Consider the following 23,854-nt stretch of genomic DNA (forward strand, 5'->3'; position numbering starts at 1 on the left):
TCCGGTTTTTATTTCGCCAGCACGTCAAGAATGCGTGCCCACGAGCGCTGCCCCTTGTGGAAGGAATTCAGCTCATATTTTTCATTGGGGGAATGGATGCGGTCGTCCTCAAGGCCAAAGCCAACGAGCAGCGATTCCATGCCGAGCATATGCTGGAAATCGCCAACAATCGGAATGGAACCACCCATGGCAATGAGAACAGCGGGCTTCGGCCATTCATCACTCAGCGCGGTCTTCGCCTTGGCCAGAAGCGGCGAGTCATAGGAAAGCTGAATTGCCGGCGATCCACCATGTTCATGGAATTCCACGGAGCAGTCAGCAGGAATACGCGCCTTTACGAAGGCGCGGAAAGCCTCGCGGATTTTTGCCGGGTTCTGCTTGTGAACAAGGCGGAATGACACTTTTGCGGAGGCTTGAGCCGCAATCACTGTCTTAAATCCCTGTCCGGTATAGCCACCGATAACGCCGTTGATCTCGGCAGTTGGGCGTGCCCAAACCAGTTCAAGAATGGAGCGGCCCTTCTCGCCTGATGGAATGGAAAGGCCGATAGGACCAAGGAAGTTTTCAGGCGTGCAATCAAGCCCCTTCCATGTCTGCAATATCTGCGTTGGCGTCTCTTCAACCCCATCGTAGAAACCCGGAACCGTCACGGCCCCTGTCTCATCATGCAGATCAGCCAGAATCTTCGTGAGAATATGGATCGGGTTGGCAGCGGCGCCACCAAACGAGCCGGAATGCAAATCGCGATCCGCAGCCTTCACAACAATTTCTTCACCGACCAGACCACGCAGACCAACGGAAATTGCCGGGGTTTGCATATCCCACATGCCCGTATCGCAAACGAGCGCAAAATCGGCCTTGAGTTCGTCCTTATGAGCATTCAGGAAAGGTTTTAGCGACGGTGAGCCAGACTCTTCCTCTCCTTCGAACAGAATGGAGATCTTTACCGGCAGCTTACCGTGTACTTCCTTGTAAGCGCGGCAAGCTTCGACAAAGGTCATCAACTGCCCCTTATCATCGGCCGTGCCACGACCGGTCAGAATCTTGCGGCCATTGCCCATATCTTTGATCTCAGGTGCAAACGGATCGTTTTCCCACAACTCAAGCGGGTCAACAGGCTGCACATCATAGTGACCATAGAAGAGAACATGCGGCGCATCGGCGCTTGGTCCTTCGTGGTGAGCCACGACCATGGGATGCCCCGGCGTGTCGCGCACGCTGGCGTCAAAACCAATGGTCTTCAAATCGGCAACCAGCCATTCGGCAGCCTTGCGGCATTCGGCCTTGAATGCTGGATCGGTCGAGATGGACTTGATCTTCAACAGTTCGAATAGCCGTTCCAGACTTTTATCGAGATTGGTATCAAGGGCGTTCAAGACAGGTTCAAGCGCTGACATGGTATTTCCTGAATTTGTTGGACCGGGACTTGTGAAGGGAATTCTTCTTAGCCCATTTTCGGGAAAACGGCAGAAAAAAATGGACCCAGAAAAGAAATGGCCGCCGTGGCGGGGGGACCACAGGCGACCAGATCACTACACTCAGATGCGACAACCCGGAGAGGGGGGATGAGGTTGCCGCAAGACCGGGGAAGGCGGGGGACGAGCCTTAAATCCCGGACATCGATCTAACGTCGACAAGTTGGATTTGGGTCTCAAACCGTGGCATTTCAAGGGCACGGAACATTACATCTTTGTAACAAACGCGTGATGAGCAGGTGATATGTTCATGACACGGGATTTCCGGCATAACGTTCCCTCAAACGAGGGGCGAATCTCATGCCGAAAGCCGCGACGGACTTGCCAGTGCTTTTCTTCCCGACAGGCGCAGATTGGGAAGTATGGCTGGCGATCAATCATGAAATCTCTCAAGGCGCTTGGCTCAAATTCGGCAAGAAGTCAGCCGAGATAAAAACCCTGTCCAGACAGGAGGCAATTGATGGTGCGCTTTGCCATGGCTGGATCGATGGCCAAGCCGACAAGTTTGACGAGCACTATTGGCTCGTCCGCTTCACGCGGCGCAAGAGCACGAGCCCTTGGTCCGACATTAATCGGAAGCGCGCCAATGAACTCATCGACCAGAACCGTATTAAACCTGCTGGTCTTTTGGAAATCGAGCGGGCAAAATCCGATGGGCGTTGGGACAAGGCCTATCTGCCACAAAGCAAGGCAACCGTGCCCGACGATTTGCAGGCCGCCCTTGACGCAAATGCCGAGGCAACAAAGATGTTCCAGCTGCTGACCAGCGTCAATCGGTATGCCATCATTTACCGCGTCAATGATGCGAAGAAGCCGGAGACAAGAGCACAGCGCATCGAAAAGTTCGTGGCGATGCTGGCGCGCGGTGAAACCATTCACCCGCAAAAGACCAAGCCAGCCGGGTGAGAACCCTCGACTCCTGAATTCTGTCAGGATGAGTCGGTTATCAGCGCATCTTTCAGTGCATGGGAAAGACAGATCATTTCCTTTTTCGGGATGTTCATTTAATCGTAGGCACCATGAAAAAAGGTGATCATCTCTTTCTCGTCGACGGCTCCGGCTATATCTTCCGTGCCTATCATGCGCTGCCGCCCCTCACCCGCAAATCGGATGGCCTGCCTGTCGGTGCCGTGTCCGGTTTCTGCAACATGCTGTGGAAGCTGCTGCGGGAAGCCAGGGATACATCCGTGGGCGTAACGCCGACGCATTTTGCCGTCATCTTCGACTATTCGTCGAACACATTCCGCAAGGATATTTACCCCGAGTATAAGGCCAATCGCTCGGCACCGCCGGAAGATCTTATTCCGCAGTTCGGACTGATTCGTCAGGCAACCAAGGCCTTCAACCTGCCCTGCATCGAAAAAGAAGGCTACGAGGCGGATGATCTGATCGCCACCTATGCGCGTATGGCTGAAGCCGTTGGTGCGGAAGTCACCATCATCTCATCAGACAAGGATCTGATGCAGCTCGTTACCCCCATGGTGTCCATGTATGACAGCATGAAGGACAAGCAGATCGGTATCCCTGACGTTATCGAGAAATGGGGCGTGCCACCGGAAAAGATGATCGACCTGCAGGCGCTGACAGGCGATTCGACCGATAATGTGCCGGGTATTCCCGGCATTGGTCCAAAGACCGCTGCGCAGCTGCTGGAAGAGTTTGGCGATCTCGATACGCTGCTTGCCCGCGCAAGCGAAATCAAACAGCAGAAGCGCCGTGAGAACATCATTGAGTTTACCGAAATCGCCCGCATCTCGCGCCAGCTTGTGACGTTGAAAACCGATACACCCATCGATGTCGGGCTTGAAGATTTTGTGCTGGAACCGCAGGACGGGCCAAAGCTCGTCGCGTTCCTCAAAGCCATGGAGTTCACCTCCCTCACCCGCCGCGCCGCCGAAGCCACCGGCGTTGATGCGTCCCTGATTGAGGCATCGCAGGTGGGGGTTGATACGGTTGCCGAGGCGCATGGCCCGGATGTTGAAATTTTCACCGGTGCGACGACATCGGCTGCATCTGACGACAAGCCACAGGATAAATCGGACACGGGCGCAATGCTGCCCGCCGATCTGGTCAAGGCGCGCACGGACGAGGCCCTGGCCTCCAAGATCGACACATCAGGTTATACCTGCATTCGCGATCTTGCGACGTTGCAGGCTTGGGTCAACGAGGCGATGGAAGCGGGAATCGTTGCCTTCGATACGGAGACAACATCGCTTGATCCTATGCAGACCGAGCTTGTCGGCGTCTCCCTCGCTATCCGGCCCGGACATGCCTCCTATATTCCACTCAATCACAAATCGGGAACCGGTGATCTTCTGGGTGGTGGCACTGTCGAAGGACAGATCCCGCTTGATGATGCCTTGCGCGCGTTGAAACCGCTGCTTGAGAACCGCTCGGTGCTCAAGATCGCGCATAATATGAAGTATGACTGGCTGGTCATGCACCGCTACGGCATCGATGCACATCCCTTCGATGATACGATGCTGATTTCCTATGTGCTTGATGCGGGTGAAGGCACCCACGGGATGGATGCCCTGTCCGAGCGCTGGCTGGGTCATACACCCATTGCCTACAAGGATGTGGCGGGTAGCGGTAAGTCATCGGTTACGTTTGACATGGTCAATATTGATCGCGCCACCGCCTATGCGGCTGAGGATGCCGATGTAACGCTGCGCCTGTGGCGCCTGCTCAAACCGCGACTGGTCGAGGATGGTCTTGTCTCGGTCTATGAGCGGTTGGAGCGTCCTCTCGTTGCCGTGCTGGCGCGGATGGAAGAGCGCGGCATATCCGTCGACCGGCAAATCCTCTCGCGACTGTCGGGCGATCTTGCCCAGGCAGCGGCCGCCATCGAACACGAGATTTACCAGCTTGCCGGGGAAAAGCTCAATATCGGCTCACCCAAGCAGCTTGGCGATATTCTCTTTGGCAAGATGAGCCTTCCCGGTGGATCGAAAACCAAAACAGGACAATGGTCCACTTCGGCACAGGTGCTGGAGGACCTTGCTGCGGAAGGGCACGAACTGCCGCGCAAGATTGTCGACTGGCGTCAGCTGACCAAACTCAAATCCACCTACACCGATGCCCTGCCCGGCTATATCCACCCGGATACCAAGCGGGTGCATACATCCTACGCCATGGCGGCGACTTCTACCGGACGGCTTTCCTCATCGGAACCGAACCTGCAGAACATTCCTGTGCGCACCAGCGAAGGCCGCAAGATTCGCACGGCGTTTATTGCTGCGCCGGGCAACAAGCTGATATCGGCCGACTACAGCCAGATCGAATTGCGGGTTCTGGCGCATGTCGCCGAGATTCCCCAGCTTACCCAGGCCTTTGCCGACGGGATCGACATTCACGCGATGACAGCATCGGAAATGTTTGGCGTTCCCGTCAAGGACATGCCATCGGAAGTGCGGCGACGTGCGAAAGCGATCAACTTCGGCATCATCTATGGTATTTCCGCCTTTGGCCTTGCCAATCAGCTTTCCATTCCGCGCGAAGAAGCCGGTCAATATATCCGCACCTATTTCGAGCGGTTTCCCGGCATCAAGGACTATATGGAGGCAACCAAGGCCTATGCCCGCCAGAACGGCTATGTCGAGACGATTTTTGGACGCCGCGCGCATTATCCTGAGATTCGCTCATCCAACCCGCAGGTTCGCGCTTTCAATGAACGCGCATCAATCAACGCGCCGATTCAGGGTTCAGCGGCTGATATTATCCGCCGCGCTATGGTGCGGATGGAGCCGGCATTGAATGATGCAAATCTTTCGGCACGTATGCTGTTGCAGGTGCATGACGAATTGATTTTCGAAACCGCGGAAGCGGAAGTCGAAGCAACCATTCCCGTTGTCCGCGAGATCATGGAAAACGCCGCCATGCCGGCGATTTCCCTGTCTGTACCGCTACGGGTTGATGCCCGCGCCGCGAATAATTGGGACGAAGCGCATTAAGCTGGGTTTCTAACGAACTGAAAGTGGGCTTGGCACCCACCCTCCCCACGTGGGGAGGGTAAGATGGTGCTATCTTAATCCTTACTGCAACCTGTCCAGCACTTTGCGCTGGGCGTGCATTTCCAGAAAAATACGGTAATCCCGGTCAAAGCGTGTCCGAGCCTTCGGTTCTGGCTGGCGGGGACGCCCGCCCTGTTTCATGGCCATGCAAGCGGCGGGTAGATCAGGATAAAGCCCGGCTGCCGTTGCGGCGACCATCGCCGTTCCAAGCAACACCGCATCTTCAGCAGCCGATGTAATGACAGTGCATCCCGTCGCGTCGGCGTAAAGCTCCATCAGCAATGGGTTCTTGGTGTGCCCGCCGGTGACATGCATCGTATCAATGGCATAGCCGCGCTCGTTCAGCGCGTCGAGAACATGGCGCACACCGAGCGCAATGCCGACGGAAGTGCGCCAATAGAGACGGCACAAACTGTCAAACGACGCATCGAGTGTCAGACCGCTGATCACGCCCACCGCATGCGGGTCGGCGAGCGGGGACCGGTTGCCATGAAAATCCGGCAGGACGTGCAGGCGGCCCGCAAGATCAAGCCCTTCCTTTTCCCGCAGCTCCATAACACGATCGGTGATTTTCTTGTGCAGGGCGGCATTGGGTTCTCCAGCAGCACCATGCCAGCGAATAATATGATCGAGCAGCGCCCCAGAAACGGACTGCCCGCCTTCACTCAGCCAGCAATCCGGCAGCGCGGCACCATAATAAGGCCCCCAGACGCCATTGAAGGAAATCGGCTCCTGCGACAGAGCCATCAGACAGCTTGAGGTTCCGGCAATCAAAGCCAGATGCCGGTCAATCTCCGAGAGGTCACCGGCAAAGCCACCGAGAACACCAAGCGCTCCGGCATAAGCGTCGATCAGACCTGCGCCGACGTGGCAGCGCGTGGTCAACCCCAGAGCCTTTGCCGCTTCCGGTGTCAACGTGCCGACGTCGGTGCCGACAGGACTTGCCCGCACAGGCAGATTACCGCGCTCGACCATATCATCAAGACCAACCGCTTTGAGATAGTCGGTCTGCCAACCCGGCTCTTCATGCGCAAGATAAGTCCATTTGCAGGTGATCGTGCATTGCGAGCGCGCCAATGATCCCGATGCTTTCCAGCTGAGGAAGTCGGCAAGGTCGAAGAAATAGCCTGACTTGTTCCATGTTTCAGGCAGATGCCGCTTCAGCCACATCAATTTCGGCGTCTGCATTTCCGGCGACATGACGCCGCCGAGATATTTGAGCACGTCGTGGCCCGTCGCCGTGCATTCATCCGATTCGTCAAGAGCACGGTGATCCAGCCAGACGATCGTGTCCCAGCGATTATCGCCGTCGGTCGAGACGGTCAGCGGCTTGCCGTCCGTATCGCGCACCACCAGCGAACAGGTGGCGTCAAAGCTGATACCCGTAACATCCGATGGATTGACCTTTGCCGCCGCTATCGCGCCCTGCACGGCTATACAGACGGACTTCCATATATCTTCCGAATTGTGCTCGGCATGGTCAGGCAGTGGACGATTCATCAAAATGGGGTGCTCAACCCGCCCCAGCAGATTGCCTTTTGTGTCAAGAATACCCGCCCGGGCGCTTCCTGTTCCCACATCCACAGCACATACGAAATCTGGCATTCGAACCTTCCGGCTTGTCGTGAACCGGAACGCTCTATTGAACGTCTGTTCGGGCTTGCAATATCGATAGCAAACCTGGCAATTCCAGCATGTCGCCGAATATAAGGTCTGGCTCGAGAGACGCAAGCGCAGCTTCCAGCCTACCACCGCGTGCATGGGTTCCGCCCGTGAAGGCAAAGACTTTCATTCCGGCACGTTTGGCCGCTTCAATGCCCGCAGGACTGTCTTCAATGACCACGCACTCCTCAGGCTGTGTATTCATGGATTTGGCCGCGTGCAGGAACAGATCGGGCGCGGGTTTGCCATGTTTCACCATTGTCGCGCTGAAAATATTCGGTTCGAGCAGATCAAGAAGCCCGGTCAATTTGAGCGAGAGCCGAATGCGCTCCGGCTGGCTCGATGAGGCGACGCAGCGGGGCAGAGCAAGATGATTCAATGTCTCGGCGATGCCGGGAATAGGCTTCAGGTCCTCGCGGAACCGCGCATAGAGATTGGCGCGCATATCCTCCAGATCCGCATCGCTGGCGGCAAAACCATAATCCTCATGCAGAATCTTGCTGATCGTCGTCATGCTGCGCCCGAGAAACATCTCGTATGCTTCATCTTCGGACAATGACGTACCGCTTTTCGCGATCATGTCGAGCAATACGGCAATGGAGATCGGCTCGCTGTCGACCAGCACTCCATCACAATCGAAGATGACGAGCTTTGTCATGGCGTCAAAGCTTATCAGCGAGATAGAGCGTCAGCGTCTCGCGCGTGCCCTTTTCCCAAAGGGTTTTGAGAATACGGGAAAAGGATTCCACGAAAACGGGTGATGTTCCGACGTCGCCAAAAATATCTGACATTGCCAGAAATGCCTTGGGATCGCTCTTCGCTTTCACTGCTACCGTCTTCAATCGTTCCGCATTGGCATCAAGATAATTCGTCGGCTTGCCACTATCGGTCGTTCCCTCGCAGAACCGGCACCAGAGCGCCGAAACCAGCGAAAGACCAGTAATGCTCTGCCCCGCCTTTAGCCGGTCCGCCGTTGTCGGCAGAATGAATTTCGGCTGGCGGTTGGAACCGTCTTGGCACAGGCGCTGGATCGTGTCGCCAATCTTTGGATTGGAAAAACGCCGGTCGATCAGATCGTAATATTCCTCGAAGGTAATTCCGGGAACCGGCGGCAGCACCGGTATGATTTCTTCACGTTCCAGTTTGCCGAGAAAACCACGGATCAACGGCTCTTCCATCGCCTCGTGGACGAAATGGATATCCATCAGCGCAGCCGGATAGGCGATGGTTGCATGGCCACCGTTGAGGATGCGGATTTTCATCAGCTCATAGGGCGCAACGTCCTGCACAAAGGTAACGCCGACCTTTTCCAGTGCCGGACGGCCCGCGGGGAAATGGTCCTCAAGCACCCATTGCTTGAACGGCTCACAGAAAACCGGCCAATTGTCCTCGACACCGAAATCGTCCGCAAGCATTCCGCGCTCGCGGTCTGATGTCGCCGGTGTAATGCGGTCAACCATGCTGTTGGGGAAAGCGACATTGTCCTTCACCCATTTGGCAAGGTCCGTATCGACAAGCGCCGCAAGGCCGCTGATGGCATCACTGGTCACATGGCCATTACCCGGAATGTTGTCGCAGGACATAACCGTGAAAGGTGCTGTGCCCTCAGTGCGGCGACGGATCAGGCCAGCCAGTATGAGACCGAAAACCGTCTTGGGATCATTGATATTGGCGGCATCGGCAACAATTGCCGGATGCTGCGGGTTGAATACGCCGGATGCCGGATCGATGAAATAGCCGCCTTCGGTGATGGTCAGCGATACGATGCGGATTTTCGGATCGGCAAGGCGCGCAATAGTGTTTTCTGTTTCACCCGGCTTCAGATAATCGATCATCGATCCGGTGACATGCGCCGTGCGGTGACCGCTGTCCTGTTCGACCACTGTCGTCAGCCAGTCCTGTTCTTTCAGCTTCTGGCGCATTGTCTCATCGGAAGCCAGAACCCCGGCACCGACGATGGCCCAATCATGATCGCTGCCCGCATTGAAAAGATCGTCGAGATAGACGGCCTGATGGGCGCGATGGAAATTGCCAATGCCGAAATGCACGATACCGGCGGTCAAATCGGCCTTGTTGTAGCCGGGTACGGCGACATTGGCAGGAAGCTGCGATAGCGCGCTTCCGGAGAGTTTAACAGTCATCGGGCCTAACCCCTTTTTCTCAAATGAAGATGCGACTGCGCCCGCTTTCAGGGCGCAATTCCGCCTAGTTCATCCAGTTGCCGCCATCGACATTATATGTCTGGGCAACCACGTAATCGCTGTCACTGCTGGCAAGGAAAACCGCCATGCCGGTGAGATCTTCCGCTGTGCCCATGCGGCCATAGGGAACCGCCTCGCCAACCAGACGCTTCTTCTCGCCGAGCGGCCGGTTTTCATATTTGGCAAAGAGCGCATCGACACCTGCCCAATGCTCACCATCGACAACACCGGGTGCAATCGCGTTGACATTGATCTTGTGCTTGATGAGGTCCTGCCCGGTCGACTGGGTGAGGCTGATAACGGCAGCCTTTGTTGCGCAATAGATTGCAACCAGCGCTTCGCCGCGACGGCCAGCCTGACTTGCCATATTGATGATCTTGCCGCCTTTGCCGCGTGCAATCATCGCTTTCGCCACAGCCTGAAGCGTGAAGAGCGTGCCGGAGAAGTTCACGGCAAAAAGCTTGTCATAGCTCGCACGAGTGATCTCGACCGTCGGCGACATATCGAACAACGCCGCATTGTTGATCAGGATGTCGATCCCGCCAAACTTGTCGACGGTTTCCTTGACGGCGGCATCAATGGACGCCTGATCCGTTACATCAAGTCGCACCGCATAGGCACCGTTACCGAGTTCCGATGCGGTTTCCTGTGCCCGCTTCAAATCGATATCGGCAATCACCACATGGGCGGCGCCTTCCTTAAGATAGGCTTCCGCGAAGGCACGGCCGATGCCCCGCGCTGATCCCGTGATAAACGCCGTCTTACCTGCCAGTCTGCTCATTTCAAATCACCTGTCCGTCCGCGCCAAATCGATGAAGCCGCGCCGGATCAGGCGTGAGGAAAATCGGCTGGCCATGTTTTGTGTCAAAATCACCATCGGTACGCACGGTCACCTGACCGATGCCGTCGACCTGGGTATGAATGAAGGTGTCGGAACCGAGATGCTCGGTGACACCCACCTTGCCTTTCCACGCGCCTTCCGTCGTCGAAATGCGGATATGTTCGGGGCGAACGCCAAGCGTCGTCACATTGTGCTTGGCCGCTTCGGCGCCTTCAATGAGGTTCATGCGCGGCGAACCGATAAAGCCCGCAACAAACACATTCTTCGGGCTGCGATAAAGCTCCATCGGCGAGCCCACCTGTTCAATGCGTCCGGCATTCAGCACGACGATCTTGTCAGCCATGGTCATGGCTTCCACCTGATCGTGGGTCACGTAAATCATTGTCGTCTTCAACTGATGATGCAGATCGCTGATCTCCAGCCGCATATTGCCACGCAGCGCCGCATCAAGATTGGACAGCGGCTCGTCAAACAGAAACGCCTTGGGCTGGCGGACGATCGCCCGGCCAATGGCAACACGCTGGCGCTGACCGCCCGACAATTGTCCCGGACGGCGGTCAAGATAATTGGTGAGGTTGAGGATATGCGCCGCGTCCTTGACCTTCTTGTCGATGGCGGACTTTTCCTGCCCATCCATTTTCAGAGGGAAGGCGATGTTTCCGTAGACGGTCATATGCGGATAGAGCGCATAGGACTGGAACACCATGGACAGGCCGCGCTTGGCCGGAGCCTCGCTCGACATGTCTTTGCCGTCGATGATGATGCGCCCGCCGCTCAGGTCCTCAAGACCGGCAATCATGCGCAGGAGCGTGGACTTGCCGCAGCCGGACGGACCGACAAACACAACAAACTCACCATCATTGATTTCAAGATCGATTTCAGGAATGACCGAAGTGGTTCCAAATGACTTCGATACTTTTTCGAGTGTAATGCTTCCCATAATATTTTTCCAATCTCTTTTGGCTACGCCAAAGGCCGAAATCTATTTCACAGCGCCAAACGTCAGACCGCGCACCAGTTGCTTTTGCGAGAACCAGCCCATGATCAGGATGGGGGCAATCGCCATGGTGGATGCGGCGGATAGCTTGGCCCAGAACAAACCTTCGGGGCTTGAGTAGGACGCGATAAACTGCGTGAGCGGCGCTGCATTGGAAGTCGTCAGGTTCAGCGTCCAGAACGCTTCGTTCCATGCCAGAATGATGTTGAGCAGCATGGTGGAGGCGATACCGGGCACAGCCATCGGCGTGAGCACATAGACGATTTCCTTCATCAGCGATGCGCCATCCATGCGCGCCGCTTCGAGAATTTCGCCGGGAATTTCCTTGAAGTAAGTGTAGAGCATCCAGACGATGATCGGCAGATTGATCAGGGTCAGCACCCCAACGAGGCCAATACGCGTATCAAGCAATCCCCAGTCGCGGAAGATGAGATAGAGCGGCACCAGCACACCGACCGAAGGCATCATCTTGGTGGACAGCATCCACATCAAAATGTCCTTGGTGCGCTTTGTCGGCGAGAACGCCATCGCCCAGGCCGCCGGAATGGCGAGCGCCAAACCAATCAGCGTCGATCCGACCGAGATCACCACGGAATTGCTGAAATGCTTGAAGTAGTTGGAGCGGCTCTGCACCTCGTGGTAATTTTCCAGCGTCCAGTCGAAGAACAGGAATTGCGGCGGCGTTGCGATGGCCGTGCCTTCCGTCTTGAAGCTGGTCAGGAACGTCCACAGGATCGGGAAGAAGATCAGAAAGCCGATCGTCCAGCCGATAACCGTAAAGATGACCTTGCTGCGTGTTGTCGTTGAGCGGGCCATGATTCTACCTCTCCAGGTTCTTGCCGATAAGGCGAATGAGGAAGAAGGCAACGATATTGGCAAGGACCACCGCGACGATACCGCCAGCGGAAGCGCCACCCACATCGAACTGCAAAAGTGCCTGCATATAGATGAGATACGGAATGTTGGTCGTCTGGATGCCCGGTCCGCCATTGGTCGTCACCAAAATTTCGGCAAAGACGCTGAGCAGGAAGATTGTCTGGATCAAAATGACAACCGTGATTGCCCGCGACAGATGCGGCAGCACCAGATAGATGAAGCGTGAGATCGCCCCGGCACCGTCCATTTCAGCCGCTTCCTTCTGCTCGCCATCAAGCGATTGCAGGGCGGTCAACAGAATGAGCGTGGCGAAGGGCAGCCATTGCCAGGCGACAATGAGAATGATCGAGAACATCGGCAGCTGGGCGAACCAGTCGATTGGCTGGAAGCCGAACAGCCGGGCAATCCATGCAAAGAGCCCATTGACCGGATGCATCAGCATGTTCTTCCACACCAGCGCCGACACCGTCGGCATGACGAAGAACGGCGCGATGACCAGAAGCCGGACGATACCCTGTCCGAAGAATGGCTGATCCAGCACCAGCGCCAACAGAATGCCGCCAATGACTGTAATGAGCAGCGTACCGCCCACCAGAACCAGCGTATTGCCAAGCGCGGTGAAGAACGCCGGATCAGTCAGAAAGTACTGGTAGTTGAGAAAGCCGATAAATTCCTCGGTTCCCGGCATCAACAGATTGTAGCGCAGGAACGAGAAATAGAGGGTCATGACAAGCGGCACGATCATCCACAGAAAGAGCAGGATGACAGCGGGCGACATCATGATACGGGCTGTTGCACGTGTCTGAAGCGTAGCCATGGTCAGGTTCCGATACAGTTTGTGAAAACCGAGAATCCAAATACCCTAAAGGAGGCCCGGACGGCTCCTGACATTCGCGTCAGGAGCCGTCCGGAGCCAGGAGGATTCTACTTGATATAGCCGCCCTTTGTCATCTCACGTGTTGTGAGAGCCTGAGCGCCCTGCAAAGCCTGATCCACAGTCATGGAACCGGCAAGCGCAGCGGAGAACTGCTGACCCACGGCGGTGCCCAGCCCCTGGAATTCAGGGATGGCAACAAACTGGCCACCCGTATAGGGCACCGGCTTGATGGTTGGCTTGCTGGTGTTCGCGGCGGTCATCGCATCGAGCGTGATCTTGGCGAAAGGCGCGGCCTTCTGATATTCCGGGTTGGCATAGAGCGAGGAGCGCGTGCCCGGAGGAACGTTCGCCCAGCCTTCCTTGCTGGCGACGAGTTCCGTATAGGCTTTATCGGTCGCCCAGGAGATAAACTTCTGCGCAGCTGCCGCCTTCTTGGTGCCAGCCGGAACACCGAGGTTCCATGCCCACAGCCAGTTGCCGTGGTTTTCAACACCGCCAGTCGGGAAGAGCGCATAGCCCACCTTGTCGGCAACCTTGGATTCCTTCGGGTTGGTTACGAAGGAAGCAGCCACCGTCGCATCGATCCAGATGCCGCACTTGCCTGTTTGAAACAGCGCAAGGTTTTCATTGAAGCCGTTGGAGGATGCGCCGGGAGGTCCGGCTTCCTTCATCAGGTCCACATAGAATTTCAGCGCCTGCTTCCATTCCGGCTGGTCGAACTGCGGATGCCACTTTTCATCAAACCAGCGCGCACCGAACGAATTGGCCGTTGCGGTCAGAAGCGCCATGTTCTCGCCCCAGCCCGCCTTGCCGCGCAGGCAGATGCCATAAGTCTCGGTGGACTTGTCAGTCATCTTCTTCGCAGCGTCAGCGATCTGGTCCCAGGTTGGCTTTTCCGGAATGGTCACGCCAGCTTTTTCGGCCAGATCCTTGCGGTACATGACCATGGCGCTTTCACCATAGAATGGCGAGGCGTAGAGCTTGCCATCAACCGAAACCGCATCGCGGATCGCAGGCAACAGATCGTCCTTGTTGTAATCCTTGGCAAGGCCATCAAGCGGCAACAGCCAGCCCTGCTTGGCCCAGATCGGCACTTCATAGGTGCCGATGGTCATGATGTCGTACTGGCCGCCCTTGGTGGCGATATCAGTGGTGACACGCTGGCGCAGCACGTTTTCTTCGAGCGTTACCCATTCCAGCTTGATGTCAGGATTTTTCTTGGTGAAATCATCGGTCAATTTTTGCATGCGAACCATGTCGCCATTATTGACCGTGGCAATGGTCAGCGTTTCAGCCGATGACGCGCTTGCGGCAAAACTCGCCACAGCCAAAGCCGACACAGCGCCGAGCAGAAGCGTTCTCGTTAACATCTCATTCCTCCCGTGAATGTTATGAGCAAATGCTTGTCTTATGAGCAAATACTCACACAAACACAAAACAAGTCAAGTGATAATCGTTGCTGCGTCGCAACATCAAGCCCTCATATAGTCGTACAACTTTAGTCTATGTTAGTTGAGAAGCGCTTCTGCGGTTCGCTCATCCGTGATCAAGCCATTGATAAGGTTGCCTTTTATCGCAGCAACAATACCCGGAAGCTTCTTCGCACCCTTGGCGATGGCAATCACCGTTGCCGTCTCCCGCGAGGGGATGTGCGCGCTGGCCACGCGGTCATTGGTGAGGCCCTGAATGGCCACTCCATCGCGATCAAACGCCCGTCCGACGATCTCGCACACGGCGCCCGCCTGCCGCAAAGCCAGCAATTCAGCGCGGGAAATGAAGCCGTCAACATAGAGCGGCGCATCATCTTCAAGGTCGCCAATGCCGAGAAAAGCCACATCGGCCTGCGCCGACAATTCGAGCACCGGACGGATCATCGCCTGCGCATGCAATAGCTCGCGCTCCTGCGGCGAGGAGGCGATAACCGGCAGCGGCATCGGGAATGAGCGCGCCTTGATCTTGTCGGCAATATTGAAAATGACGTTATAAAACGCCGCCGAACCATCGGGCGAAATATTGCCGGTGAGCGACACGACCTTGTGTTGCGGACAGTCGATGGGCGACAGCAGTTCAATCGCCGCTTTCAGCGTGCGGCCCGTGCCAATGCCCAGAATGATCGGCGCTTCGGATTTCAGCCAGCGGGTCATCTCAGCTGCCGCCGCATCGGCCACACCCAGCGTGGTCGAGGACGATCCCGGATCAGTCGGCACCACCTCGACCATTTTCAGATCAAAGTGCTTTTTCAACTTCTCCGCGAGGTCAAGGCAATTGGCGATGGGATGATCCAGCGTCACCTTTACCAGCCCCTCCGACATGGCCAGCGACACCATGCGCTGCGCCGACTGGCGCGAAATGCCAAGTTTTGCCGCGATTTCGTCCTGCGTATTGCCCGCAACATAATAAAGCCAGCCGGCCCGTGCCGCATCATCCAGCCGTGATGGCGTAACCTCGGGCTTGCTCATTTCTCGGCCTGTTTGGAAAAGCCGGTGGCAGCATCTGCGCGTGGTTCGACGGGCTCACCATGAGAGAGAGTGGTGCTTGCCTCAACGGCCTTATGTCCATCGGAATGGCCAAGATCGCGCTCGGGCCAAACGATATCGCGCACCTTCTGCTTGAGCACCTTTGCCTCGGGAAACCCGCCATCGCGCTTGCGTTCCCAAATGAGATCACCCTCGACGCGGATTTCAAAAACCCCGCCGGTGCCGGGGATCAACGCCACTTCGCCCAGATCGGCGCCAAAGGTGGAGAGCAGTTCCTGCGCCATCCAGGCGGAGCGGAGGAGCCAGCTGCATTGGGTGCAATAAAGGATGGTAATGCGCGGTTTGACTGTCATACCGGCTTCTTAGCATTTCCACATCGGTATGTAAGCTCCCCCGTTTATGCGGAGAGCCGCTGCGATTTCGTACAACTCTCCCCCCGTCATCCTCGGGCTTGACCCGAGGACCCATAATTCAAAAGTGCTGAATAGATGGTTTTATCTGGCTTCCTTAGCCGTGGGTCCTCGGGTCAAGCCCGAGGATGACGGGGGTTAGGTGGATTGCAGGGAGCTCTATTCTGCAACGTTGGCGATTATCTTTGCAGCCCAATCCTCTCCCTCATCCTGAGCCTGTCGAAGGGCCAGCGATGTTACTGCAACCACCTATTTTCAAAAAATCATGCCAACTTATCCAACACCATCCCACCTCGCTTATTCTACTCGTGTCCTTTCCGGCGGGAATGCTCCGGAAACTTTCGAAGTCAGGAAAGGATCGGTGATTTCATCTGCGGGGAGAACCCAACCGCAGGGGAAAAGGTTTTATCTCACAAGGATAAAACCAGTCATCGGGGCGGGTGGTCCGGGAGTTTTCTTACCTCAAATTAGAAAACGCCGGGGAACGCACTCACTACACTACCTCTACCAAGACTTCCGCGTTCCCTTAAGGACCGCCCGTCTTTCCCACCTTCAATAGCCAGACGCAAAAGCGGGCGTGGCAAGGGGGAGGTATGTGGTTCTTTCTCAGAGATGGAATTTACCCAAGCGTCACATACAGATCGTCCCAATCGGGATTGATGCTTTCGATCAGCTCGATCTTCCATTGGCGATACCAGCGCTTCAAAGATTTCTCCCGCTGAATCGCATCCCCAATCCGCATATGCTCCTCATACCAGACAAGCCGTGTGCAACCATATTTCCACGCAAAACCGGGCGTATGCCCCTCGCGGTGCTGATAAATGCGCCCCTCAAGATCAGACGTCACGCCGATATAAAGCGTTCCCCGCTTATGATTTGTCAAAATGTAAACATAACCAGCCACGCCAAACCGCCTTGGCGGATTTTGGGTGTGGCTGATGGTTTCGTAAATTCGACGAAAGGTGGAGATGATGGGAATATTTTATCGGCTTGTCCTCGCCGTGTACTCCTCCCTGCAAATTGTGGTGCATCTCTCTCCGTCTTCCTCGGACACCTCCTTCGCCGCGAAACCGCAGTGCACCTCCTTCGCCGTCATCCTCGGGCTTGACCCGAGGACCCACGACTGAGGAGCACCTCATTTGCACGAAATGCTTCGCATTCCAGAAGTTTCTATAGGTGGTCCTCGGGTCAAGCCCGAGGATGACGGTGGGGGGAGAAGAGTGAAACGCACCACCTCACCCCGCTTCCCGGCGCTGCAACTCGCGGCGCACGCGCCGCCAGATGCCCTGCTGGACCGTGTCACAGTGACGCCAGGCACGATCTTCCTCGATATAAGCGCGATAGGCGGCGCGCGGTCCATGCTCCGCAATCAACTGGTCAACCATCCCGTCGATTTTCTCCTTCGGGATCAACCGCGGCTTTATGGAAAACTCCCACTCATGGAACAAAAAAGTACCCCAGATGGGAGAGGTGAAAATGAACCACTTAAAAAAACAAAACACAATTATAACCTATAACGAAATGTGGTAGTATAATCGCTCGTATTGTACATCGACCCGTGGCATTTGCCAGAACATTTTGTTCCGATGGAACAGTTTGCATCGAACCTGAAAAAACGCGCAGCCGAACTCGGCATTTCCAACTCGGAAGCTGGCCGCCGGGCGGGTTTGAGTGAAAGAAGATACGGAAATTATATCGCTAATAGCCGCGAACCCGATCTTGCAACGGTGGTTCGCATTGCCAAAGTCCTGGAAACGACACCGAACAAACTGTTGTCATTTGGGGAGGATATGAATGACCCCGAGCCAATTGAGCGGCAACGTATCCGGGCTGCCATCAGGGTACTGCTACCCGACGATCTTGAGACCGTAGCGATCATGGTCGAGGCTCTGGCAAGCAAGCGCTACAAGAGCGTGGAATAGGCAAAGAGGGAAACGTATGCCACCCCAAACGCCTCTGTCCGCCATCCTCTCCACCACCTCCGTCATCCTCGGGCACCTCCTTCGCCGTCATCCTCGGGCTTGACCCGAGGACCCACGACTGAGTCGCGGTGCAGCTTCCACAATCTGGATGCGATTCAGTTCACGCCACACAGTGCAGATCATCAAGACCGAAATTTTCTGGAATACGTAGTACTTGGTGCAAATGAAGTGCTTCTTTGCCGTGGGTCCTCGGGTCGAGCCCGAGGATGACGGAGGGGGGGTGGATTACAGGGAGCCACGTTCTGCAAGGTTGGTGATTAGCGTTACAGCACCACTCTCCCTCATGGTGAGCTTGTCGAACCACGCACAACAAGCCCCCACCAAACCAAATTCAGCTGCGGGTCATCTCGCGGGCGATGCGGGTAAAATCGGCCTGCTTGATGCCGATATCGGCGCGGTCTGCCGGGCTCATGGCATTCAGCAAAGCCATGGCATTGCGGAAATCCTGATCCTTGCGGCGACGCCCGCGCGTGGTGAAATCAAAAATGAAGCTCATTGGTGGTATCCGTGTCTCTGTTTTCTGGACACAGGATAGTTCCACACACTCGGATTGTGCAGTGCAATATCTGCATGGGACCCATGCAATAGCTCAATTCCTTACCAACCCACCTGCTCGGCCTCGTCGACCGTCAGCGGTTTGATACCCGGCGTTAATGGCTCGGGTTTTTCGTCCTGCATGACAGGGGATGCCGGTGTGGGTTGCCGCACGGTGGTGCAGGCAGCAACGCAGATAAGAAGCGTGCCGAAGGCAAACACCCGCGCCGTAGCGCGGGTGAGACTGAAAGCAGCTGCCATGTCTGAAAAAACGGGTTTCACGTTTTCGAAACGGCTCAGTTGTCGCTCATTTTCAGGGCTTGAATAAAGGCTTCCTGCGGGATTTCGACCTTGCCGAACTGGCGCATGCGCTTTTTGCCTTCCTTCTGCTTTTCCAGAAGCTTGCGCTTGCGCGAGACGTCGCCGCCGTAGCACTTTGCCGTCACGTCCTTGCGCAGGGCCGAGATGGTTTCGCGCGCGATCACCGTGCCGCCAATGGCCGCCTGAATCGGGATCTTGAACATGTGCTTGGGGATGAGATCTTTCAGCTTTTCGCACAGATCACGCCCGCGCTTTTCGGCGGCGGCGCGGTGCACCATCATGGACAGCGCATCGACAGGCTCGCCATTCACCAGCACCGACATTTTGACGAGGTTGCCCTCGCGGTAATCGGACAGGTGATAGTCGAAAGAGGCATAGCCCTGACTGATGGATTTCAGCCGGTCGTAGAAATCGAACACCACTTCGTTGAGCGGCAGATCGTAAGTGACCATGGCGCGCTTGCCGACATAGTTGAGATCGACCTGAATGCCGCGGCGGTCCTGACACAATTTCAGGATCGAACCGAGATAATCATCGGGGGTGAGGATCGTCGCGCGAATCCACGGCTCCTCGATGGTGGCGATCTTCATCACCTCCGGCATATCAGCGGGGTTGTGCAACTCCTTCTGCGTGCCATCGGTCATGTTGAGCTTGTAGACAACGCTTGGGGCGGTGGCGATAAGATCAAGGTTGAACTCGCGCTCCAGCCGCTCCTGAATGATTTCGAGATGCAGCAGCCCAAGGAAGCCGCAGCGGAAACCGAAGCCGAGCGCCGCAGAGCTTTCCATTTCGAAGGAGAACGAGGCATCGTTGAGGCGCAGGCGGCCCATGGCGGCGCGCAAATCTTCAAAGTCAGCCGCATCAACCGGGAAGAGGCCGCAGAACACCACGGGTTGTGCCGGCTTGAAACCGGGCAGGATGCTATCGGTCGGGCGCTTGTCCTCGGTGATGGTATCGCCGACGCGGGTGTCGGCCACTTCCTTGATCGAGGCGGTGATGAAGCCGAATTCGCCGGGTCCAAGCTCGTCCACAGCCAGCATTTTTGGCGTGAACACGCCGGTGCGTTCAACCGGATATTTCGCGCCGGTGCCCATCATGCGGATGGTCTGGCCCTTTTTAAGAACGCCATCAATGATGCGCACGAGAACGATAACGCCGAGATAGGCATCGTACCAGCTATCGACAAGCATGGCTTTCAGCGGCTTGGTGCGGTCGCCTTCGCGCGGCGGCGGCAGCTGGTTGACGATCGCCTCAAGCACATCAGGAATGCCAAGGCCCGTCTTGGCCGAAATCAGCACGGCCTGGCTGGCATCAATGCCGATGACTTCCTCGACCTGCTCGCGGATACGCTCCGGCTCGGCGGCGGGAAGATCGACCTTGTTCAGCACCACGACAATCTCGTGGTTGTTGTCGATGGCCTGATAGACATTGGCGAGGGTCTGCGCCTCGACGCCCTGCGAGGCGTCAACGACAAGCAGCGAGCCTTCGCAGGCGGACAGCGACCGCGACACCTCATAGGCAAAGTCGACATGGCCGGGCGTGTCGATCAGGTTGAGGATATAATCCTCGCCATTATTAGCCTTGTAGTTCAGCCGGACAGTCTGCGCCTTGATGGTGATGCCGCGCTCGCGCTCGATATCCATCGAGTCGAGCACCTGTTCCTTCATGTCGCGCAGCTCTAGCCCGCCTGTCTGCTGGATCAGGCGGTCGGCAAGGGTGGATTTGCCATGGTCGATATGGGCGACGATGGAAAAATTACGAATGTGGTCAAGTGGAGTGCTCATGCGCGCGATTTAGCAGTGAACCGGCAAAACGCAAAGCGGGAAATGCAGGGACACTGTCACATGTCTGCATCGAACGTGCTATATTTTGCCCCTGTGCCACACACGGGGGATGTGATGATGGACGAATTCTTCAATTTCAAAGAGACGGATGGGTTCCGCGTCAAGCTGTGGCGCGGCGAATATATGTGCCTGCTGGGCTTCGACGTGGATGCGCCGGAGGATGATTTTGTCGGGTTCGCGGTGGAATATAAAGAGCCGAAGGGCACAAAATTCCTCAATCTGCGCAACCGCATTGCCTTTGATTATGGCGAACCCGCCAAGAAGGCGGTGACGGGCGGGGTCAAATTTCCCACCACCGAAGCGCCGCTACAAATGTTCCGCTGGGTGCATTTTCCCTATGAGCCGCAGGACGGTATCTATACCTATCGCATCACAAAGATGCATATGCCTGAAGATGGCAGGCTGGTACGCGGCACCATGATCGAGCTGCCGATCCGCTATGATGCCGTCACCTATGACGGATTTCTCGATATCGGCTTTACCCGTAACTTTGCCTCCTCGCAGGCGTTCGAGGACAAGAAAAAGCAGTTGCATCTGACCAATGACATCATCCCCAGCAATGCGGATGATGGTCTTGCCTTTGCGGCCAAGAAAGCCGAGATCGCCAAGACAGGCATTTATGACTGGCTGGGTTTTGAGGCGCACCGGCTGCTGTTCGGCTTTCTCGACTGGGCGGTGAAGGACCCGACCATCGAGGTGGATGCGCTGGCCTATGATCTGAATGAGCCGGATTTTCTGGCGCAGCTGGAAAAGCTCGGCAGCCGTTTGCGTGTTATCGTCGATGACTCAGGCGCTGTCGACAAGAAGACCGGCGAGAAAAGCGGGCATGGTGCGCCTGATAGTGCGGAAACACAGGCGGCAGCGCGGCTTGTCACCAGCGCCGGGGCTGACCATGTAAAGCGCGGGCATTTTCGCGGGCTGCAACACAACAAGGTGCTGATCGCCAAGCGCAATGGCGTGCCGGTGCGGGTGCTGGGCGGATCGATGAATTTCTCGTTTCGCGGGTTTTACATTCAGGCCAACAATCTGTTCATTTTTGATGACGAGACGGTCGCCGGGCTGTTCGAGCAGATGTTCACGCTGGCTTTCACCGACATGGAGAACTTCCAGAAAGATCCGTTCTCCAAGGTCTGGCATTCGGTGAAACGCGAGGGACGCCCGGCGGTGCATATCTGTTTCTCGCCGCACAAATCGTCTGACCTGTCGCTGCAGCCGGTGGGCGGAGCCATCGATCAGGCCACATCCTCGGTGTTCTATTCCTTCGCCTTCATGAACCAGACGAAATCCGGACCGGTGCGCGAGGCACTGGACCGGCTGATCAAGAAGCCGCTGTTCAGCTATGGCGTGGTCGACAAGAAAAGCGGCATGGAAATCCAGAAGCCGAGCGGCGAGAACGGGCTCGTTGATTTTGCCTATCTCGCCAAGAATGCACCGGAGCCGTTCAAGAGCGAATGGTCCGGGGGGAGCGGCATCAATATTCACCACAAATTCGCGGTGGTGGATTTCGACAAACCAACGGCAAAAGTCTTTACCGGGTCGAGCAATTTTTCACCCTCGGGCGAGATGGGCAATGGCGATCATCTCGTTATCATCGAGGATCAGCGCGTGGCGACCGCCTTTGCCATCGAGGCGCTGCGCATGTTCGACCATCTGAACTTTCGCAACCGTATGCAGGTGGAAATTGCAACACAGCCCAAGAAGATCACGCTGAAAAAGCCCAAGGCGATATCGGGCGAGGCCAATGCATGGTTTGACAAATTCTATGTGGCGGGCAGCCAGCGTGAGCGGGACCGGCTCACCTTTTCGCGTCAGTCGTAACGCAGTTCGCTCGCCTTGCCGCCAAACACCCGGTAGGCAAAGATCGAATAGCCGATAATGACAGGCAGCACCACGATGACGCCGACAAGAATAATGCCAAGGCTCTCCGGGGCGCTGGCGGCTTCAAAAATCGTCAGCCTGTCAGGCACCACATAGGGGTAAAAGGAATAGGCAAGCCCGGCAAAGCCGAGGGCAAAAATGCCCGCCATCATCACGAATGGCAGGGCGGAATGCCGGTCATTGGCGGCGGGCAGATGGTCGAGCACATACCAGAGCGCGGCGAATAGCGATGCTGTAACCAGCGGCAGTGGTGCAAGCAGGATGATCTCCGGCAATGAAAACCATTTGGCGAAAATGCGCGGGCTGGCAAGGGGCGTTACCAGCGAGATCGCGATCATGCCAAGCGCGACGAAGACCAGCGAGCGACGCATGAGCAGCACGGCCTTGTGTTGGAGCGCGCCTTCGGTTTTATGGATGATCCACGCAGCGCCAATCGCCGCATAGGAGGCGGTAAGGCAGAGCCCGACAAGCAGACCAAAGAGAACGCCGGTCCAGGATTGATCAAGCCCGAGAATATAAACGCCGAGCATATAGCCCTGCGCCATGGAAGCGGTGATCGAACCGGCATAAAAGGCGAAATTCCAGCGCGGTTTCACATGCAGGTCGACCTTGGCGCGAAAATCAAAGGCGACACCACGCAGGATCAGGCTGATCAGCATGATGACAACGGGGATATAAAGGGTCGATAGGACAACGCCGTGCGCAGCGGGAAAAGCCACCAGCAGCAGGCCAATGGCAAGCACCAACCATGTCTCATTGGCATCCCAGAACGGGCCGATAGCGGCAACCATGGTATCCCGCTCGGCATCATCAGTCCCGGCAAAGAGAATGCCGACACCGAGGTCAAAGCCATCGAGGATTACATAAACAAGGATCGAGAAACCCATCAGCCCGGCAAAAATGAGGGGGAGAATGGTGGCTGCGTTGTAGGTCATGCCCGTGCACTAATGTCCCGCTCGGCATCATCAGTCCCGGCAAAGAGAATGCCGACACCGAGGTCAAAGCCATCGAGGATTACATAAACAAGGATCGAGAAACCCATCAGCCCGGCAAAAATGAGGGGGAGAATGGTGGCTGCGTTGTAGGTCATGCCCGTGCACTTTCGCTGGGATTGCAGGTCGATTGTGCGTGGTTCGACAAGCTCACCATGAGGGAGAGTGGTGGATTGCAGGGAACTCTATTCTGCAAAGTTTCTGATTGGCTTTGCACCCCACCCATCTCCCTCATGGTGAGCTTGTCGAACCACGCACAATCTTCATGCAAATGGGCTGATCGAAGGATCACATAGATAAGGATCGAGAAGCCCATCAGTCCGGCAAAAATGTGGGGAAGAATGGTGGCTGTGTTGTAGGTCATGCCGGGCATCGTGCTTGATGTTCAAAGCACCCCCCTCTGCCCTGTCGGGCATCTCCCCCACAAGGGGGGAGATCACATTGGCATAAGGGCCTTTGCACAACCGGAAACCT

20 protein-coding genes and 2 pseudogenes are annotated in these 23,854 nt (G+C 56.2%); 4 read left to right on the forward strand and 18 right to left on the reverse strand.

All coding sequences use genetic code 11. The features are described from left to right. Window positions 1-8: 8 nt before the first annotated feature. Window positions 9-1,397, reverse strand: a complete 1,389-nt coding sequence (locus BLU05_RS07365) for a M20/M25/M40 family metallo-hydrolase (protein ID WP_091878934.1) — start codon at window positions 1,395-1,397, stop codon at window positions 9-11. A gap of 378 nt (window positions 1,398-1,775) precedes the next feature. Between BLU05_RS07365 and BLU05_RS07370 the strand changes: the two genes are divergently transcribed. Together BLU05_RS07370 and polA are read left to right on the forward strand one after the other, a co-directional pair. Beyond that, the gene (locus BLU05_RS07370) at window positions 1,776-2,381 is read left to right on the forward strand and encodes a YdeI/OmpD-associated family protein (RefSeq protein WP_091878935.1); all 606 of its coding nucleotides are present in this window, start codon (window positions 1,776-1,778) and stop codon (window positions 2,379-2,381) included. Between the two features lie 113 nt (window positions 2,382-2,494). Next, the gene (gene polA, locus BLU05_RS07375; RefSeq protein ID WP_091880141.1) at window positions 2,495-5,428 is read left to right on the forward strand and encodes a DNA polymerase I; all 2,934 of its coding nucleotides are present in this window, start codon (window positions 2,495-2,497) and stop codon (window positions 5,426-5,428) included. A gap of 81 nt (window positions 5,429-5,509) precedes the next feature. On the opposite strand, the gene BLU05_RS07380 is transcribed toward polA, so the two are convergent. The 12 genes and pseudogenes from BLU05_RS07380 to BLU05_RS26140 form a co-directional block, all read right to left on the reverse strand. After that, the gene (locus tag BLU05_RS07380) at window positions 5,510-7,093 is read right to left on the reverse strand and encodes an FGGY-family carbohydrate kinase (protein WP_091878937.1); all 1,584 of its coding nucleotides are present in this window, start codon (window positions 7,091-7,093) and stop codon (window positions 5,510-5,512) included. A gap of 34 nt (window positions 7,094-7,127) precedes the next feature. Next, window positions 7,128-7,808: an HAD family hydrolase gene (locus tag BLU05_RS07385; RefSeq protein WP_091878938.1), complete on the reverse strand. Its 681-nt coding sequence runs from the start codon at window positions 7,806-7,808 to the stop codon at window positions 7,128-7,130. 4 nt (window positions 7,809-7,812) lie between these two features. Further along, window positions 7,813-9,291, reverse strand: a complete 1,479-nt coding sequence (locus BLU05_RS07390) for a mannitol dehydrogenase family protein (RefSeq protein WP_091878940.1) — start codon at window positions 9,289-9,291, stop codon at window positions 7,813-7,815. Window positions 9,292-9,355: 64 nt separating this feature from the next. Next, entirely contained in the window at window positions 9,356-10,132 is a 777-nt protein-coding gene (locus tag BLU05_RS07395) for an L-iditol 2-dehydrogenase (protein WP_091878941.1), read from the reverse strand. Window position 10,133: 1 nt separating this feature from the next. Beyond that, window positions 10,134-11,132, reverse strand: coding sequence for an ABC transporter ATP-binding protein (locus tag BLU05_RS07400; protein WP_091878943.1), 999 nt, complete (start codon window positions 11,130-11,132; stop codon window positions 10,134-10,136). Window positions 11,133-11,174: 42 nt separating this feature from the next. Further along, on the reverse strand, window positions 11,175-12,005 hold the full coding sequence (locus tag BLU05_RS07405) for a carbohydrate ABC transporter permease (protein WP_091878944.1): 831 nt from the start codon (window positions 12,003-12,005) through the stop codon (window positions 11,175-11,177). Window positions 12,006-12,009: 4 nt separating this feature from the next. After that, window positions 12,010-12,882, reverse strand: coding sequence for a carbohydrate ABC transporter permease (locus tag BLU05_RS07410; protein ID WP_091878946.1), 873 nt, complete (start codon window positions 12,880-12,882; stop codon window positions 12,010-12,012). Between the two features lie 107 nt (window positions 12,883-12,989). Continuing rightward, the gene (locus BLU05_RS07415) at window positions 12,990-14,312 is read right to left on the reverse strand and encodes an ABC transporter substrate-binding protein (RefSeq protein WP_091878947.1); all 1,323 of its coding nucleotides are present in this window, start codon (window positions 14,310-14,312) and stop codon (window positions 12,990-12,992) included. Window positions 14,313-14,450: 138 nt separating this feature from the next. Then, window positions 14,451-15,401 carry a sugar-binding transcriptional regulator gene (locus BLU05_RS07420; protein WP_091878949.1) on the reverse strand — a complete coding sequence of 317 codons (951 nt, stop codon included), beginning with the start codon at window positions 15,399-15,401 and terminating at the stop codon, window positions 14,451-14,453. A gap of 98 nt (window positions 15,402-15,499) precedes the next feature. Further along, a pseudogene (locus tag BLU05_RS07425) lies at window positions 15,500-15,772 on the reverse strand (SelT/SelW/SelH family protein); the annotation flags it as partial. 676 nt (window positions 15,773-16,448) lie between these two features. Then, on the reverse strand, window positions 16,449-16,733 hold the full coding sequence (locus BLU05_RS07430; protein WP_091878952.1) for a GIY-YIG nuclease family protein: 285 nt from the start codon (window positions 16,731-16,733) through the stop codon (window positions 16,449-16,451). A gap of 331 nt (window positions 16,734-17,064) precedes the next feature. Further along, a complete protein-coding gene (locus tag BLU05_RS26140; RefSeq protein WP_175540544.1) occupies window positions 17,065-17,214 on the reverse strand; it encodes a hypothetical protein in 150 nt (49 codons plus the stop codon). 201 nt (window positions 17,215-17,415) lie between these two features. Here BLU05_RS26140 and BLU05_RS07435 point away from each other — a divergent pair, with 201 nt between their 5' ends. After that, complete coding sequence (locus BLU05_RS07435) at window positions 17,416-17,751, forward strand: helix-turn-helix domain-containing protein (RefSeq protein ID WP_091878953.1); 336 nt, start codon at window positions 17,416-17,418, stop codon at window positions 17,749-17,751. A 391-nt stretch (window positions 17,752-18,142) separates the two neighbouring features. On the opposite strand, the gene BLU05_RS26145 is transcribed toward BLU05_RS07435, so the two are convergent. The 3 genes from BLU05_RS26145 to lepA form a co-directional block, all read right to left on the reverse strand. Further along, the gene (locus BLU05_RS26145) at window positions 18,143-18,307 is read right to left on the reverse strand and encodes a hypothetical protein (RefSeq protein ID WP_091878955.1); all 165 of its coding nucleotides are present in this window, start codon (window positions 18,305-18,307) and stop codon (window positions 18,143-18,145) included. 101 nt (window positions 18,308-18,408) lie between these two features. Further along, complete coding sequence (locus BLU05_RS07445; protein ID WP_091878956.1) at window positions 18,409-18,606, reverse strand: hypothetical protein; 198 nt, start codon at window positions 18,604-18,606, stop codon at window positions 18,409-18,411. 35 nt (window positions 18,607-18,641) lie between these two features. Then, window positions 18,642-20,450 carry a translation elongation factor 4 gene (gene lepA, locus BLU05_RS07450; protein WP_091878958.1) on the reverse strand — a complete coding sequence of 603 codons (1,809 nt, stop codon included), beginning with the start codon at window positions 20,448-20,450 and terminating at the stop codon, window positions 18,642-18,644. A 60-nt stretch (window positions 20,451-20,510) separates the two neighbouring features. Here lepA and BLU05_RS07455 point away from each other — a divergent pair, with 60 nt between their 5' ends. After that, the gene (locus BLU05_RS07455) at window positions 20,511-22,328 is read left to right on the forward strand and encodes a phospholipase D-like domain-containing protein (RefSeq protein ID WP_210184599.1); all 1,818 of its coding nucleotides are present in this window, start codon (window positions 20,511-20,513) and stop codon (window positions 22,326-22,328) included. Here the strand turns inward: BLU05_RS07455 and BLU05_RS07460 are convergent. Then, window positions 22,319-23,323 carry a cytochrome d ubiquinol oxidase subunit II gene (locus BLU05_RS07460; protein ID WP_091878959.1) on the reverse strand — a complete coding sequence of 335 codons (1,005 nt, stop codon included), beginning with the start codon at window positions 23,321-23,323 and terminating at the stop codon, window positions 22,319-22,321. The two genes, BLU05_RS07455 and BLU05_RS07460, sit on opposite strands and share 10 nt — an antisense overlap. A gap of 14 nt (window positions 23,324-23,337) precedes the next feature. After that, window positions 23,338-23,478, reverse strand: a pseudogene (locus BLU05_RS25905) (cytochrome BD ubiquinol oxidase subunit II); the annotation flags it as partial. Window positions 23,479-23,854 lie beyond the last annotated feature (376 nt).

It is taken from the genome of Phyllobacterium sp. OV277, assembly GCF_900104355.1.
Lineage (GTDB): Bacteria > Pseudomonadota > Alphaproteobacteria > Rhizobiales > Rhizobiaceae > Phyllobacterium.